The sequence below is a fragment of the Anaerosoma tenue genome, from assembly GCF_023161965.1.
In the GTDB taxonomy this organism is placed as follows: domain Bacteria; phylum Actinomycetota; class Coriobacteriia; order Anaerosomatales; family Anaerosomataceae; genus Anaerosoma; species Anaerosoma tenue.
On sequence record NZ_JALNTY010000002.1, the window covers coordinates 343,286 to 358,792 of the forward strand.

At 68.1% G+C, this 15,507-nt stretch carries 9 protein-coding genes and 2 tRNA genes; 7 read left to right on the forward strand and 4 right to left on the reverse strand.

Annotated elements, in window-relative coordinates; genetic code table 11:
* Window positions 1–21 precede the first annotated feature (21 nt).
* The gene (locus MSB02_RS06655; RefSeq protein WP_267194450.1) at window positions 22–1,290 is read left to right on the forward strand and encodes an MFS transporter; all 1,269 of its coding nucleotides are present in this window, start codon (window positions 22–24) and stop codon (window positions 1,288–1,290) included.
* Between the two features lie 51 nt (window positions 1,291–1,341).
* Complete coding sequence (locus MSB02_RS06660; protein WP_267194451.1) at window positions 1,342–2,016, forward strand: HAD family hydrolase; 675 nt, start codon at window positions 1,342–1,344, stop codon at window positions 2,014–2,016.
* A gap of 74 nt (window positions 2,017–2,090) precedes the next feature.
* Here MSB02_RS06660 and MSB02_RS06665 read toward each other — a convergent pair whose 3' ends face one another.
* A complete protein-coding gene (locus MSB02_RS06665) occupies window positions 2,091–2,588 on the reverse strand; it encodes a bifunctional nuclease family protein (RefSeq protein ID WP_267194452.1) in 498 nt (165 codons plus the stop codon).
* A gap of 85 nt (window positions 2,589–2,673) precedes the next feature.
* On the opposite strand from MSB02_RS06665, the gene MSB02_RS06670 reads away from it, so the two are divergent.
* Together MSB02_RS06670 and MSB02_RS06675 are read left to right on the forward strand one after the other, a co-directional pair.
* Window positions 2,674–3,087, forward strand: a complete 414-nt coding sequence (locus MSB02_RS06670; RefSeq protein WP_267194453.1) for a secondary thiamine-phosphate synthase enzyme YjbQ — start codon at window positions 2,674–2,676, stop codon at window positions 3,085–3,087.
* A gap of 56 nt (window positions 3,088–3,143) precedes the next feature.
* Window positions 3,144–3,220: transfer RNA gene (locus MSB02_RS06675), tRNA-Ile, on the forward strand.
* Between the two features lie 47 nt (window positions 3,221–3,267).
* On the opposite strand, the gene MSB02_RS06680 is transcribed toward MSB02_RS06675, so the two are convergent.
* From MSB02_RS06680 to MSB02_RS06690, 3 genes are all read right to left on the reverse strand, one after another.
* Entirely contained in the window at window positions 3,268–4,416 is a 1,149-nt protein-coding gene (locus tag MSB02_RS06680; protein WP_267194454.1) for a baeRF3 domain-containing protein, read from the reverse strand.
* Window positions 4,417–4,574: 158 nt separating this feature from the next.
* Window positions 4,575–5,141 (reverse strand): hypothetical protein, encoded by a 567-nt coding sequence (locus MSB02_RS06685; protein WP_267194455.1) that lies wholly within the window; start codon window positions 5,139–5,141, stop codon window positions 4,575–4,577.
* A 178-nt stretch (window positions 5,142–5,319) separates the two neighbouring features.
* A complete protein-coding gene (locus tag MSB02_RS06690) occupies window positions 5,320–14,043 on the reverse strand; it encodes a GH36-type glycosyl hydrolase domain-containing protein (RefSeq protein WP_267194456.1) in 8,724 nt (2,907 codons plus the stop codon).
* Window positions 14,044–14,227: 184 nt separating this feature from the next.
* Here MSB02_RS06690 and MSB02_RS06695 point away from each other — a divergent pair, with 184 nt between their 5' ends.
* From MSB02_RS06695 to MSB02_RS06705, 3 genes are all read left to right on the forward strand, one after another.
* Window positions 14,228–14,689: a rhodanese-like domain-containing protein gene (locus MSB02_RS06695; protein ID WP_267194457.1), complete on the forward strand. Its 462-nt coding sequence runs from the start codon at window positions 14,228–14,230 to the stop codon at window positions 14,687–14,689.
* Between the two features lie 15 nt (window positions 14,690–14,704).
* Window positions 14,705–14,929 (forward strand): thioredoxin family protein, encoded by a 225-nt coding sequence (locus tag MSB02_RS06700; RefSeq protein ID WP_267194458.1) that lies wholly within the window; start codon window positions 14,705–14,707, stop codon window positions 14,927–14,929.
* A gap of 484 nt (window positions 14,930–15,413) precedes the next feature.
* Window positions 15,414–15,488: transfer RNA gene (locus MSB02_RS06705), tRNA-Ala, on the forward strand.
* Window positions 15,489–15,507 lie beyond the last annotated feature (19 nt).

A 15,507-nucleotide genomic window follows, 5' to 3' on the forward strand; every position in this document is an offset into this window, starting at 1 on the left:
TGGCAGATGACACGAGTAAGGATGCGCATACCCGGCCGGCGGGTGCCGGTCGGTCGCCGGCCGGGCGTGCGCGTGTTCGGGCCGAACGCCCGCAACTACCTCATGGTCGCGGTGCTGCAGAACATGGGGTACGGCGTCATCGGCACCGCCTTCGCCATCTACCTCAAGGACCGGGGCTTCAGCGAGGCGGTCGTGGGCGACGTCGAGGGCGCCCTGGCGCTTGCGGCGGCGGCCGTCTGTCTCGTGCTTCCGCCACTCGTCACGTCGCTCGGGTACCGGCGGCTCATGGTGTTCGCCGGCCTGGCGCTCGGTCTCTCCAGGTTGGGACAGGCATACGCTCCGTCCGCCATCGCTATCGTGACGCTCGGACTCCTCTACGGTGTGGGTGACGGAGCGATGCAGACGCTCTCGATCTCCTTCCTCTCGGAGAACGCGGAGCGCGGAAAACGGACCCACCTCTTCACCGCCGACTTCGTGGCACGCACCGGGGCCATGGTGGCCGGCTCGCTCATCGGTGGCGTGGTCCCCGTGCTGCTGCGGCCGACGATAGGCGAGCTCGATGCGTATCGGGCCACGATCGTGCTCGCAGCGCTCATCATGATGGCGAGCGGGGTGTTCGCCTCGCACATCAGTGACCCTCCGACGACCGGGCGCACCCGACCGGTGGCCGCATGGATCGCGTCTCTGAAGGGCTTCCGGTCGTGGGGCCGCGTCGCTCGGCTGCTCGTGCCGGAGATGCTGCTCTCGCTTGGCGCCGGACTCGTGATGCCGTTCGTCGCCCTCTTCCTCAAGCACCGGCTGGGCGCCACGGTCACCGAGGTGGGAGTGATCCAGGCGGTCAGTTCCGTTGCCATGGCGATCGCGGCGCTCAGCACCCCGCGCCTTGCGCGTCGGCTCGGTCTCGCCGGCACCATCGTGGTGACAGAGCTGGCCTCGCTCCCGTTCCTGCTCGCCATCCCGTTCACCCAGAGCCTGCCCGTGGCAGCCTCTCTCTTCTGGTTCCGGGGGATGCTGATGAACATGTCCTGGCCGATCTACAACCAGTTGTCCATGGCCGGTCTGCCGCCATCGGACAAACCGTTGGTCGCGGGCTGGATGCGGTTCGGCTGGAGCATGGCCTGGCTCGCGGGTAGCGCGATCGGCGGGAGGCTCATGGAGCAGTCGTACACCACACCCTACTTCTACACAGCCGCGCTGTACGCACTCGGCGCCATCGCGACGTTCGTGCTGTTGCGCGGGATCCGTGACGATGAGGAGAACATCGCCGACGCCGCCGGGGCCGCTGCGTGAGCCTTTGCAGACGCGTCCCCCTCGCGGCCGGCTGATGGTAGGATGATGCACGTGAAAACCCTCATCTCGCGGCTCTCGACCACGCAAGCGGTGCTCTTCGACCTCGACGGCACGGTCGTTGACACCCTGCCCCACATCCTGGCCTCGTTCCGTCACGCGACCGCCGACGTTCTTGGCGCGTCGTTGCCCGATGACGAGCTCATGCACTACGTAGGCATACCCCTTGCCGAGCAGATGCGCCACTTCACCGGAGACGAGGACACCGCCGGCCGCCTTCTGGCGTCGTACCGGGAGTTCAACCACCGGACCCACGACGATATGGCGCGGCTGTACCCCAACACGATCGCCACGCTCCGGACTCTCACGGGAGCTGCTCTACCGCTGGGTATCGTGACCTCGAAGAGCCGCCACATGGCGCATCGCGCGATCGCCCTCTTCGAACTCGGCCACTACTTCGGGGCGGTGGTGACTGCGGATGATACGCCGGTCCACAAGCCCGACCCCTTGCCGGTGCTGACGGGCGCCCGTCTGCTCGGGGTGGATCCCACACGCGCGATCTATGTGGGCGACAGCCCGATGGACATCCAGGCAGGCAACGCCGCCGGGGCCGCGACCATCGCGGCCACGTGGGGTGTGGCTTCGCGGGACCGGCTGGAGGCCGCAGAGCCCGATGCGGTCATCGATGACATCAGCGAGCTGCCGGCTCTGCTCGGCATAGAGGACTGAACCCTTCGCGACCGGTAGGTTCGCGCGGCACGCGAAGACCCGGCGTATGAGCGACAGCGGCCCGCGCTGGCGCCTCAGGACATGAAGTCGCTCGGGTCTACGTGGTCGAGGAAGTCGCGGAACCGCTGCACTTCTTCCTCCTCGTCGACCTCGGTGATCTCCACGGCCGCTTCCGAGAAGACATCGTCGGCCACGAGTATCGGACACCGCACGCGCACGGCAAGCGCCACGGAGTCGGACGGCCTGGCGTCTATCGCGATCTCGCCTGACGGTCCGTCGAGGAGGATCTCGGCGTAGAACGTGCCTGCGTCGAGCCGGTTGATCTCGATGCGGTCCACACGATAGCCGAGTTCGACGATCGTACTGGCGAGCAGGTCGTGCGTCATCGGTCGTGGCGCGACGATGCCCTGCACGGCGAGCAAGATGGCGCCGGCCTCGGCCGTGCCGATCCATATCGGCAGCGCGATGTGGGGCCCGCCGGAGCTCTCCGGACCGCCCTCGGGCACGAGCAGCAGGACCGGCTGCTCACTCACCGGGTCGAGGCTCAGTCCCCCTATGCGCACCTTGATCACGACGACTCCTTACGACCTGTGTCCGATAACCGTATCACGTGGAGCGGGCACGCGTTACGGGCATACTCCCTGAGGTACCGGAGGAATGCCGAGGGGCGGGGGCGGGATGCGCTTCGAGATCCAAACGCAGCGTAGGGAGCAGATGGTGGAGATCACCCGTGAGGTGGCCGGGGTGGTGACCGGCTCGGGCGTGACCGACGGGCGGGTGATGGTCTTCTGCCAACACACCACGGCGGCGGTGACGATCAACGAGGCCGCCGACCCCGACGTCCAGGTCGACATGCTGGCGGGGCTCTCCCGGCTCGTGCCCGAGGACGGCGGCTGGCGACACATCGAAGGGAACTCGGACGCGCATATCAAGTCGTCGCTGGTAGGCGTGAGCGTAGACATCCCGATCGTGGGCGGCCGCATGGCCCTCGGCTCCTGGCAGGGCGTGTACCTCTGCGAGTTCGACGGACCCCGACGGCGGTCGCTGGCTGTGGTCGTGAGCGGTGTGTGAGTCTTCTTGACGCTGGTTCGAGCCGTGGGCTATTGTAACCAGGCTGTTCGCAGCATGGGCCCGTAGCTCAGTTGGTTAGAGCGCACGGCTGATAACCGTGAGGTCAGTGGTTCGAATCCACTCGGGCCCACCACAGAGAGATTCGAAGGCCCCGGGTACCCGGGGCCTTCGCTCGCCCTATCAGTAGCGCAGCATCGTCACCACGCGGGCGCCGTGCGGCATCTTGTCGGCGGGTACTGTCAGCACATCACCGCCGTTGGCGAGCGTGTCGAGCGCCGCCCTCTCCAGGAGGTCCTCGTCACCCTCGGGGTAGCCGTCGCGCACCGTGATCTCCGCCGCGCCCTCCTTCGGCGACCACCAGCCCGCCGACTCGGAGACCAGGAGCGAGCCCACCCTTCCGTTCGCCGACGCCTCCAGGATCTGCTGCGGGTCGGTGACGACACGCTGCGATGCCCACGCCTCGACGATCGCGGTCACCGCCTCCTCCACGGGCTTACTGAACTCTCTGGCCGCGATCTCCCAGGAGCGCTCGTGGAGCACCTGCTCACCGAGGGAGTCGGGGTTGCCCGTGACGGCGTCGGCGAGCAGCGATGGACACGTGCTGACCTCACGGTACAGGGGTATGAGGTAGTCCACCCCCGCAAGCACCAACGGCGCGTGATCCTTGCCGAGATGCTCGTGGAGCCCGCGGTGTATCTCGCGGAAGAAGCGGACCAGCTCGTTCTTCGTGTCGGGCTCTCCCGTTCCGTGGAAGACGGCAGGGCGCTTCCCGTGCGACCCGCTCGTGCCCGTGTGGAACTGCAGGGACGCCTTCTCGAAGTCCTCCCACTGCAGCGCATCGCTCAGGCTCTCCGGGATACGCTCGGCAGGGACCTCCACAAGCGACGAGGGGCCGCCCTCCAGCAGCCGGACCCTCTTCTGGCTGAGAGCCAGCACCCAGTACGATTCGTCGCGGCCGAGGAGCGGAAGCAGCGGCCGTATCCAGAACCGGTGATCCACATGGACGTGCTCGGGTACCGGCATCGCGATCTGGAGCACATGATGAGAACTCTCGCCGAGAAGCACCGCGAGGCCGTCGCGTGAGCGAAGCCAGAACGGCCGGTCGTCCAGCAGCGCCCGCCCGGGAGCCAGCAGCGCCTGCGCGTCCGCGGTACGCATGCCGGCTCCGACAAGAGCCGCTTCGGCGTCGCGGAGCAGGTTCTTCAGGCGTGTGGAGTCCTTCTCCTGGTTGTTCGGGCTGAACCGGCTCGTGGGCATGTAGATCGACACCCGATGGCCATCGGCCGGTTGCGCCAACTGCATGATCGTCTCGAGCGAGAGGGATTCCATGCTACCTCCCTAGATCGGGGACACGGGTCGCCGGGGCCCGGTGCGAGGATGTGTCTCTGAACCCGCCGGGCGCGATACCGGTGACACTGGTGGATATACCCACCACCGCGCAGCGAAGACCCCCGGCCGTGCGAGGCGGTCGTGTCACGCCGTGCGTATCACCGGCCGTCGGTGCGGCCGGGGACCACCCCGTGCGGGTCTGCGATCCCCTTCACGCGCCAGAGCCGTTCTCCGTCCACCGTCTCCAGGCGCATTTCCACGACGTAGCGGACCTCGCGGTTCTCGTCACGTCCCGTGAGCACGACTTCCGCCGCATCACCGTCGATCTCGGACGACGCCACCGAGCAGTCCGCGAAAAGCGGTCCCGCGATGCCCGATCCGCCCGCATCAAGATTCCCGTCGAAGCTCTTCACGAACGCTTCTTCTCGGAGCGCCTCCTCACGGAGGATCCGGTCCGCTTCCGTTTCACCCACGGCGTCGGCCAGAGCCAGATAATCGGGCGTCTCCTTCATCCGTTCGATCATCGCCGGATAGACCGAATGCGCCACGGCCTCGGTGTCGAGATACCGCTGAAGGACTGTCCGGTCGCCCATCTGAGCCGCCTGGCTGATCGCCCGGATCGAGGCGGTGGGGCCGGACGGAGCGCCTATGGCCGTCGGGGATACGAGCGAGCCGGCCACCGCCCAGAGGAGCAGCGCCGCAACGATGCCGTTGGCGGTCCTCACGCGTTTCGTCCGCGGGGACATGCGGAAGGCCGCGGTCGCGCGTGGTCGTTGTGGCGCACGGTCTCCGCGCAGGCAGAGATCGCCATCGTGCATCGGATTCCCCCCGGTCGACACGGTGTGTGACGTGACGCTATTGTCTCCGCGACGCGCCGGGTCGTCAAAGGGCCCCAACGCCCCCTCACCCGCCGAGCATCGCCACCGTCACGTGGTGGACCGCGCCATCGTCCACCAGCGGTACACGGAGGTCGGGCAGGTCGACCCCATCGGCGCTCATGCGGGCGACACCCCTGTTCACGCCCCGCGGATTCTCGACGGAGATCTCGTAGCGTGACCCCCCGTAGCGGAACGTGGCGGAGAAGCCGGGCCACGACTTGGGGATGCACGGGTCGATCACGAGGAGCCGGCTATCGCCGTCGGCCACGGTCCTGAGTCCGAGGATCTCGCGCACTGCCGTGCGGTAGAACCACGCTGCGGATCCCGTGTACCATGTCCACCCGCCCCTGCCCGTGTGCGGGTCCGCCGCATACACGTCGGCAGCCAGCACGTACGGCTCCACCTTGTAGCGCTCCACCCCGTCACGCTCCCTCGTGTGCGTGATGGGGTTGATCAGGTCGAGCAGAGAGACCGCCTCGTCGCCATCGCCCAGCCGGGCATACGCGAGCGCGACCCACAGTGCGGCATGCGTGTACTGTCCGCCGTTCTCACGTACACCCGGAACGTATCCCTTGATGTAGCCGGGGTCGTTCTCGATCCGGTCGAACGGCGGCGTAAGCAGCATGACGATGCCGTCGTCCCAGCGGACGAGCTCGCTCTCCACCGACTCCATCGCCCTGCGCGCCCTGTCCGGATCTCCTTCTCCCGACAAGACCGACCACGCCTGGGCGATCGCGTCGATCCGGCACTCGGCGGCACGCGAGGTCCCGAGCGGTGTGCCGTCGTCGAAGTACGCTCTCCGATACCAGGCGCCGTCCCACGCGGAAGCGTCAGCCGCTGCCACGAACGACGCGGCTCGCTCGCGTAGGAGAGCGGCGGATCCCGCATCGCCGCGCACGTCGCAGACCTCGGCGAAAGCACGCATCGTCACGTCGAGGAACCATGCGAGCCACACGCTCTCTCCCTGGCCGCCTACGCCCACCCGGTTCATGCCATCGTTCCAGTCGCCGCCACCCATCAGCGGCAGGCCATGCTCGCCCGTGGGTGACAGCCGGAGCGCGGCGAGGCAGTGCTCGTAGACGCTGGCCACACGAAGTGACGACACGGGCTGCAGGTAGAGATCCTCACGGCCTTCCGGTACCGGCGGACCCTCCAGGTAAGGGGTCTCTACGTCGAGCACCGAGAGGTCGCCGGTCGCCCGTACGTAGTCCGCTACCACGAGCGGCAGCCAGTGGCGGTCGTCAGAGAAGTGCGTGCGGACCCCTCTGCCCGAGACCGGTTGCCACCAATGGAGCACGTCACCTTCGGGGAACTGACGCCGCGACGCCTCGACGATATGCTCCCGCACCATCTCAGGGCGGACGTCCATGAGCGCGAGGCAGTCCTGGAGCTGGTCTCGGAAGCCGAAGGCGCCGGATGACTGGTACGTGGCTGTCCGCCCCCAGGTGCGGCATGAGAGCGACTGGTACAGCGATGCGGTGACCATGGCGTCCAGCGCCGGGTCGGGCGTACTCACCCGCACCGTGTCGAGGATGGAGCGCCACGCGCCCTTCACCGACTCGAGCTCCGCATCGACCGCGCCGGGTGCGCGCAGCCTCGCGATCGACGCGTGCGCCTCCTCCACCGTAGCGGTCTGGCCGAGGAGGAACACGACCTCGGCGCTCTCGCCGGGCCCGAGCTCCACCGGGCGCATCAACGCGCCGCAGTTGTCGTGGAAACGGCCGGTGAGGCCCCCGAGGAACGCCCTTCGCATCGCCGCCGGGAACCGGGGGTCGCCGTTGCGGCCGATGAACTCGGTGCGACTTGCGGTGAACGAGCCCACCTCGCCTGTGCAGGCGACGAACGCGGGCCGTCCCGGGAAGTCGAGGTTGAACCAGCTGTGCGCCATGAGGGCGTTCGCAGTGTCGTCCCACCACGTGACCACGCGCTTCTGAGCGGCGCTCCGCGAGTCGCCCAGGCTCCACTCCACGAAGTGGGTGACCGAAAGCCTCCGCGGCGAATCGCCAAGGTTGGTCAGACGCAGCCTGGCCACACGCACGGGATCGCCGCTCGCGATGAACCAGTCGAGCGAGTGCTCGACCCCACGGGTCGTGTGCTCGAACCGTGAGTACCCGCGGCCATGCCGGATCACGTACGGGTCACGGTCCCGGACCGGGAGAGGGGTGGGGCTCCAGAACTCGCCCGTCTCCTCGTCTCTCACGTAGAGGCACTCGCCGGTCCCGTCGGAGACCGGATCGTTGTTCCAGGTCGTGATGCGGTTCTCGTGGCTGTTCTCGGCCCATGTGCAGCCGATGCCGGCCCCGGAGATGAGCGTACCGAAGTGCGGCCCCGCGATCACGTTCACCCACGGGGCGGGTGTGTTCTCGTCATCCTGGAGCACGATCACGTATTCGTCGCGATCGAGATCGAAGCCGCCGTAGCCGTTATCGAACGCGAGCGACGGCCGCTCGAACACCGGTGTGGGATGGGGCGCCGGGTCCGCCGACGCGTGAAAGTCGGGCGGCGGGTCGGGTCGCTGCGCACGCCTATCCAACTGGAGGCCGATCGGCCCCCGGTCACCTTCGATGACGACGCGAGCGACACTCTCGAGCAGGTTGAGGACCTCCGGGCGCATCTGGTCGGCCGTGCGAAGGAAGACACCACCGGGGCGGTCGGTCAGTTGCAGCGCGTGCCCGGTGCGGAAGAGCGTACGCAGGCGTCCGTCGAGATCGGATGCGTAGCCGGTGGGTCGCGTGTTGAGTATCACGAGGTCGGTCTCGAACCCCTGGCTCCGCCAGTACTGATGGGCGAGCAACGCCTGTCGCGCGAGAGGGGTCTGGTCCACCTGCTCGATCTTCAGCAGCAGGATCGGATAGTCGCCCGATATGCCTATCTCCCAGAGCCCCGATATGGGGAGGCGGTTCTCGACCTCCGTATGCACCTTGAGGGTCGAGTACGGATCGGTGAGCAGCATGCGGGAGGCCAGGCGCAGGAAGGTGACCGACTCCTCGGGCGTGATCCCCAGGTCGCGCAGTTCGATCCGGCTCGTGGACCACGCAAGGTCTGCCGCGCGCTGCGCGTTGCCGATGTCGTGGTACTTCTCGGCGAGATACACCACGCGTTCGCGCGAGTCGGCGGCGCCGGTGATGAACGCGAGGTGCGCGGACTCACCCGGCGGCACCACCAGGGGCTGCCGGATGGCGCAGATGGGGTCGAGCACCGGGCCGGTCGTCGCGGTCAGGCGGCCGCCGTCGTAGACCGCCTGAGCGCTCGCCGGGGTCCGGAGCCGACCGAGGAAACGGGCCCGGTCGGTCTCGTACGACCACGAACACGCGTCGTGGGCGTCACACGCCAACGCGTGGAGGCCCCAGTACCGCGGCTCCTCTGAGGACCGCGGACGGCGGGAGAACAGGAGCGCGGTCTGCTCGTCCAGCGCCTCGGTCTCCACGAACAGGTTGCTGTACGCCTTGTGCGCGTGATCGGCCCCGCGCGGCGCCAGGGTGACCTCCAGGTACGACGTCACCTCGAGCGAAAGCGTCTCGCGTCCGTGGTTCGTGACCGTCACCCGCCGCACTTCCACATCGTCCTCGGGCGAGACGATCACCTCGGTGTGCGTCTCGACGTTCCCATCGAGGCGGCGGAACTCGGCCTTGTCGGCTGAGAAGGTCACGTGGTAGTCGTCCGGCGTGGCCAGTGTCGGCTGGAACGCCGCGGACCAGATGGCCCCTGACTCGACGTCCTTGATGTAGATGAAGCTTCCCCAGCAGTCGCGGGTGATGTCCTCGCGGTAGCGTGTGACGGTACGGTCGCCCCACCTGCTGTAGCCGCCACCGGCGTTGGTGACCATCACCGAGTACAACCCGTTGGACAGGAAATGGGTCGAGGGCACCGGGGTGCCGGCGAGCGGGTAGGCGCGTGCCACCGGCGCGGGCACCTCCCGCACCGAACGCACGAACTCCACCTCTTCGGCCCTGGGCTGCGCTGCCTGGATGCGGCGGGGGACACGCTCCTGGAGCAAGAGCTCGGCCGAGGAGACCAGGGGGTCGGCATGGAACCGCTCCTGCATCCTCGACGCGGTGAGCATGTTGCCGAGCGCCAGCATACTCATGCCCTGGTGATGCGCCATGTATGCCTTCACGATGGCGCGCTCGGCCCCTGCGGGGACCCGGCCCGGGGTGTAGTCGACCGCCTCGTAGTAGCCGAACCGTCCCTCGGCTCCCTGACGGGTGAGCGCGACCAGGTTGTCGAGGCTCTCCCGCGGCGCCACCATCAGCGCGAGCACGGTGGCGTAGGGCGCGACCACCACATCGTCGGAGAGCCCCCGCTTGAGGCCCAGGCCGGGCACGCCGAACGCCTGGTACTGGTAGGTGAGCTCCACGTCTTTGGCGTTGAACGCCGACTCCGAGACGCCCCACGGGACGCCTCGCTGGCGTCCGTACTGGATCTGTCTGCGCACGACACCTTCGTAGGTGCGGTCGAGCAACGTCCCCGGCCAGCTCTTCATCACCAGGAGCGGCATGAGGTACTCGAACATGCTTGCGCTCCAACTCACGAGCGCCGCACCGCCGTCGGTGCGCGTTATCGCACGCCCAAGCCTGAACCAGTGCTCCTGCGGTACGTCGCCCTTGGCGATCGCAAGGAAGCTCGCGAGGCGGCACTCGCTCGCAAGCATGTCGTAGTAGGAGTCGTCGAGCTTGCCCTCGGCGGTGTTGAACCCGATGGAGAAGAGCAGGCGGCGCTCGTCGAAGAGCATCGCGAAGTCGGTGTGCTCCCACATCTCCCGCGCGATGTCGGCCGAGAGCCTCATGCGGGCGAGCAGCTCGGTCGCCGCCGGCCGGGCGCCTCGGATGGCGGCAGCCACACGCGTCGCCCACGCCGCGTCCGCGTCGCCGGAGGCGGCAACACGGTCGAGCTCGGCAAGAGCGATCTCGAGTCCCTCGGCAAGCCCCACGAGACTCGGCACGTGATCGAGGAGGGGCGTCAGCTCCGCCGAGCGGACACCCGCGTGCGAGCCGTTGGAGGCGAGGACTTCGCGGGCCCATGGGGCGTAGGCATCCACCAGTCCGCGTGCCTTGTCCACGGCACCGGCCACTGCGAGCGTCGATTCCACCGCGCAGCCCACATCTTCCGTCATGCCGGGGGTCACGACCTCATCGAGGCGCGAGCGGAGAGGTCCGGTAAGGGCGTGCAGGCCGTCGAGGAGGATGAGCCATTGGCCGAGGTTGGTGGGAGCGTCGTCGAGCCTGATGCGGCGTATCACCTCTTCGAGTGCGGTGCGCGTCTCGGCTATCGCCGGATGCGCCCGGACAGCGCCGGTGGCCGCCGCGAGGTCCTCCAGCGCGAGGCGCGCGGTGTCGGTGATGCCCGAGAGGATCTCGACGGACAACAGCGGTCGTTCGGTGGCCTCGAGCAGCGCTACACGGAGGACCAGGAGATGGCCGGCGAGGTTCCCGGAGTCGACCGTTGAGACGTAGGTGGGCCGGAGCGGCTCCAGCGTCGTGGTGTCGTACCAGTTGTAGAAGTGGCCCCTGAAGCGCTCCATGCCGACCATGGTGGTGAGCGTGCTGGCGACGTGCTCCGACAGCTCGCGCACGGTGATATAGCCGAGGTCGTACGCGGTGACCTCCGAGAGCAGCTGCAGCCCGATGTTGGTGGGTGAGGTCCGATGCGCGACCTCGCCCTTGGGATCCTCCTGGAAGTTGTCGGGCGCCAGGTGGTTGTCCTCCGCGGTCACGAAGGTCTCGAAGAAGCGCCACGTCTTGCGTGCGGCATGGCGCATCGCGGTCACGTCGTCGTCGGTGATCTCCGGCGATGGCGGCGGGGAGGGGCGGCTGGCGAGCCAGGCGGAGACGGGAGACGCCACCCAGAGAGCCAGCACGGGCACGACCGGGAGCGGTGCGAGGGGGCTGCCGGCGGCCGCCGACGCGGCGACGACTGCGGACGTGCCGACCGCAGCCGAAGGCCACATCCGGGACACGAAGGCGTGGACCGAGCCGGAACCGAGCCGGCGCTCGGCCTCGGCGGCGGTCTCCCACTCGAGGAGGTTCCGCTTGCTCACCGCCATCCGCCAGAGCGCACGCGCGATCGCGTCGGTCATCAGTTGTGCCTGGTGGGGTATCACCGCCACGTCGAGCGCGGTCCTGAGCACGTCGCGACGGAGGTCCGAGAGAAGCGCCGCGCGGTCGCTCCGTGTCTCGGCGGGGGCCCGCCGCGTGAGCGAGTCGAGCAGCCCGAACAACAGAGGGAAGAGCAGTATCACCGCCACCACGCCCAGCCACCACCACGAGGGCGCCGGGAGGACGGCGACGCCGGCCACCACGAACGCCACCGTGGCCATGGGCCGCAGCGAGCGCCGCAGGTTGTCGACGATCTTCCAGCGGTGCAGGAGCGTGAGGGGGTTCCGCTCCCTTCCTTCAGGGGTGGGCACCCGCGGCATGAGCCACGGCACGGTCTGCCAGTCGCCCCGGATCCAGCGATGCAGCCGCGCGCAGTGGGATATGTAGCTCGCGGGCTGGTCGTCGTAGACCTCGATATCCGAGGCGAGGCCCGTGCGCAGGTAGGATCCCTCGAGCAGGTCGTGGGAGAGGAGCGTGTTCTCCGGGAAGCGGTCCTCGAGCACCGCGTTGAAGACGTCCACCTCGAATATCCCCTTGCCGGTGAACGAGCCTTCGCCGAAGACGTCCTGGTAGGTGTCCGAAACGGCGCCCGCATACGGATCGACCCCTGTGACCCCCGAGTAGAGCCATGCGAACAGGCTGCCTGCCGAACCCTCGATCGACATGGCCACCCGCGGCTGGATGAGCCCATAGCCGGTGCGCACCGTCCGCGTCACGGGGTCCACGACGGCGCGGTTGAGCGGGTGGGCGATCGTTGAGATGAGCTTGCGCGCACCGTCCCGCGGCAGGACCGTATCGGTATCGAGCGTGATGACGAACGTGACGCCCGCATACTCGTCCGGGTCTGCATCCACCACGGTGAACGAGGTGTCGCTCGCGCCTCTCAACAGGCGGCAGAACTCGCTCAGCGCGCCTCGTTTGCGCTCCCAGCCCATCCATGTCCGGTCGGCCTCGCTCCATGTGCGCCCACGCACGAACAGGGCGAACGGGCGGTCATGCGGCCCCCCGTATCGGTCATTGAGCAGGCTGACGCCCTGTCGGGCAGCCTCGATGACGGCGTCGTCGCCGGCCGCCTGCTGTTCGGGGCCGCCGCGGAGATCCGCGAGGATTGCGAAGCGCACGTTGGGGTCGCGGTTCGCGAGGTAGCCGACCTCCATGTTGTCGATCACGTGCTGGGCGGCCTTGGCGGACGTGAGAAGAGCCGTATACACGACCATGGTGCTGTGGGCCCGGGCGACCGGTCGCCGGTGATCGATCTTCGCGAGCCTGCGGGGCGGCCACAGCCATGCGGCCAGCCGGTTCGCGATAGTCATCCCCACCTCGGAGACGGGCAGGAGCGCAAGGACGCCGAGGAGGATCGCCGTCCACGCCGTGCCTGTCCGCGTCCAGGCGAACACGGCGATCGAGGAAGCGAGCGCCAACGTGGTGCCGCCGAGCACGCCCCAGTAGATGGCGCCGCGGGCCGACAGCGGCCCACGATGTATGCGCTCGCGCAGGCGCGGTCGATAGCCTACGGAGCGCTCGAAACCGTAGCGCCCGCGGCTTATGAGGTAGTGGCCGACATGGCTCCCGAGGGTGTCGGCGGGGTCCGCCGCCAGCGCTTCGAGACAGTGGCTGATAACGGCCTCGGCGACACCGGCCTCGGTGAGGGCGCTGCGCTGCGAGAGCTCCTCCACGGTGTGCCGGTATCTGTCGCGGCTTGCGAACTCCATGCGCGGGTACACACCGGCGGGGTCTTCCCGGAGGATCTGCTCCACAACGCTGACGCGCTCGAAGAACTCACGCCACTCCAGGGCATCGAGCAGGCGGATGCTGGTGATCGCGTTGGCGATCGACACCTGATCGGCGGCCTGCTGCTGATGCTCGGCCGTCGTGAGACGCTCGAGGTCGGCGTCCCGCTTCCGGAACTCGGTCTCCAGCCAGTCGGCGATCGGGCCGAGATCGCCCTCGATGCCCGTGAGCCGCTGCGAGAGACGGAGCAGGAACGCGGGCGGCGCGTCAGCGTGGGCGGCCTCGAGTTCCGCTATCCGCGCCGCCAGGGCATCCGGCCCCTCATCGGCGGCCACCACGAGCCGATCGGCGAAGCGCTCTCCACCCACGATAGCCTGGTGGCTCTGCAGGATCCGCAGTGACAGCCGCCTCAGGTTCTCGATGAGGGCTGTCCGCACCATGATCGGCACCGCCCAGACCTCGCCGATCGAGAGGTCCGTGACCTGCTGGTACGCGGTGACGACACCCGTGAGCGACTCCTCATCGACCCGTGAGTCGGTGTGGGCGAGCAGGAACGCCATCAGCTCCATCACGCGCGGGTACCCCGCGAACGATCCCTCGGTCAGTCGCGGCAGGCGGGCGCCGTAGCGCGCGGGGAGATCGTCCACGACGAGGCGCACCTGCTCCTCGACAAGGTAGTAGTTGTCCAGCAGCCACTCGGCGGCGGGCGCTACGGGTATGTCCTCTCGCACGTCGGCGGCCAGCGTGCGATAGACGGCGGCGATCTCGTCGGATGCGCGTTCCAGCAGGCCGAGGACAGGCGTGCGGGCGCTCGTGGGGCCGGAGGCCCAGCGCTGCCCGCGCGCGAGCGTGCGCGCGGCCGCGGCTATACGGTCGGCGCCGAGCAGCTCCCCGCGGAACGGCTCATCGTCGCGCGGGCGCAACGTGTCAACGACATCGCTGTTGATTCGATCACCTCATGTGCGGCCGTAAGGACGTGGTGGCGCCGGTCGCGCCCATCCTATTGTGCCACGTCACGAACGGCGGACGCGCCGGGTCCGGCACGTTCGTTGCTGGAGAGATACCCACAGGGGTATATTGTGCATCCACCGATCCTCCGGAGGTCTGATGAGTCGCGCCAAGTGGATACTTCTTGCAGTGGGGGCCGTCGTCGTCGCGGCCGTCGCCATCGCCCTGTCGTCGGGGTCTCCGCAACCCGGCCTGGTGGGGAACCGCGATGTCGAGAAGCTGCGCGCTGAGGGTGCGCGCATCGTCGATGTGCGCACAGCGGCGGAGTTCACCGGCGCCCACATAGAGGGTGCCGAGAACGTTCCGCTGAGCGACATCGCGGCAGTGGCTTCGAGTTGGGACCGGAGCATCCCGGTGGTGTTGTACTGTGCCGTGGGTGACCGGAGCGACACCGCAGCGGAGATCCTCGCTTCGATGGGCTTCGAGCGCGTCTACGACCTGGGCGGAGGCATAGTCCAGTGGGATGGCGCGCTGGCCGGGGGCGCCGGCGCCACGGTGGCGTCCGCCGACGTGGAGACGAACGGCATGCCCGTGATGTACGAGTTCTACACTGATTGGTGACCCAGCTGCACCGCTATGGAGCCTGTGGTCGACAGGCTGCGCACCGAGTACGAGGGAGTCGTCGAGTTCCGCCTCGTGAACGCCGAGACCGATGCCGAGAGCCAGGCGCTCGCGACGCGGTTCGGGCTGCAGTACGTGCCGTCGTTCGTGTTCCTCGACAGCGATGGCACCCAGCGCGATCTGGTGGTGGGCGAGGTGAGCGAAGAGGATCTGCGGGCGGTCCTGGACTCGCTGCAGTGAGGCGGTGCTGCGAGTAGGGCCTCACCGAGGTGGGTACAGACTTTGTGAAGGCGTATCGTATCCCCAGGGATCGAGGTGACGCCATCGACAGGAGCAGTGAAGCGGGTTTTCCACCGGGGTGGCCGATGAAGGGTCCCGCCGACCATGCGTGGGTGTGTAGCCATATCCACGAGATCGAATGGTTCGGTACGTGTGTTCTTCCTGTCCGGTCGACAACGCAAGTGCAGGACCGCGCGATGGAAGCGGGATACCGGGCATAAGCCTTTGAAGCCTGTGAGGGTGCGGCCAACGGGCGGCAGCGTCCTTTGGACCAAGAGCTCTCAAGGATGGCCCTTTGGAGGGGCGTCTCGGGCGGTGCGACTGCCACCCCGGTGCGTGATATCTGCGGCGGACACGCGGGAACGCGCGTCCGCCGCTCGTGTCCCGTGTGGAGGGCGCGGTGAGGTGCTATACTCTGCCTCTGCCAGCCCCTGAGGGCACATCCGGGCGAGTGGCGCAACGGGAGCGCACCTGCTTTGCACGCAGGGGGTTGTCGGTTCGAATCCGATCTCGTCCACCAAGGCATATCGCGGCCGGTC

Bases quoted from the DNA above. Each gene is read 5' to 3' on its own strand.
- MSB02_RS06655 (WP_267194450.1), top strand. From the start codon at position 22: ATGCGCATACCCGGCCGGCGGGTGCCGGTCGGTCGCCGGCCGGGCGTG.
- MSB02_RS06680 (WP_267194454.1), bottom strand. From the start codon at position 4,416: ATGGAATCCCTCTCGCTCGAGACGATCATGCAGTTGGCGCAACCGGCC.
- MSB02_RS06695 (WP_267194457.1), top strand. From the start codon at position 14,228: ATGAGTCGCGCCAAGTGGATACTTCTTGCAGTGGGGGCCGTCGTCGTC.
- MSB02_RS06700 (WP_267194458.1), top strand. From the start codon at position 14,705: ATGGAGCCTGTGGTCGACAGGCTGCGCACCGAGTACGAGGGAGTCGTC.
- MSB02_RS06670 (WP_267194453.1), top strand. From the start codon at position 2,674: ATGCCGAGGGGCGGGGGCGGGATGCGCTTCGAGATCCAAACGCAGCGT.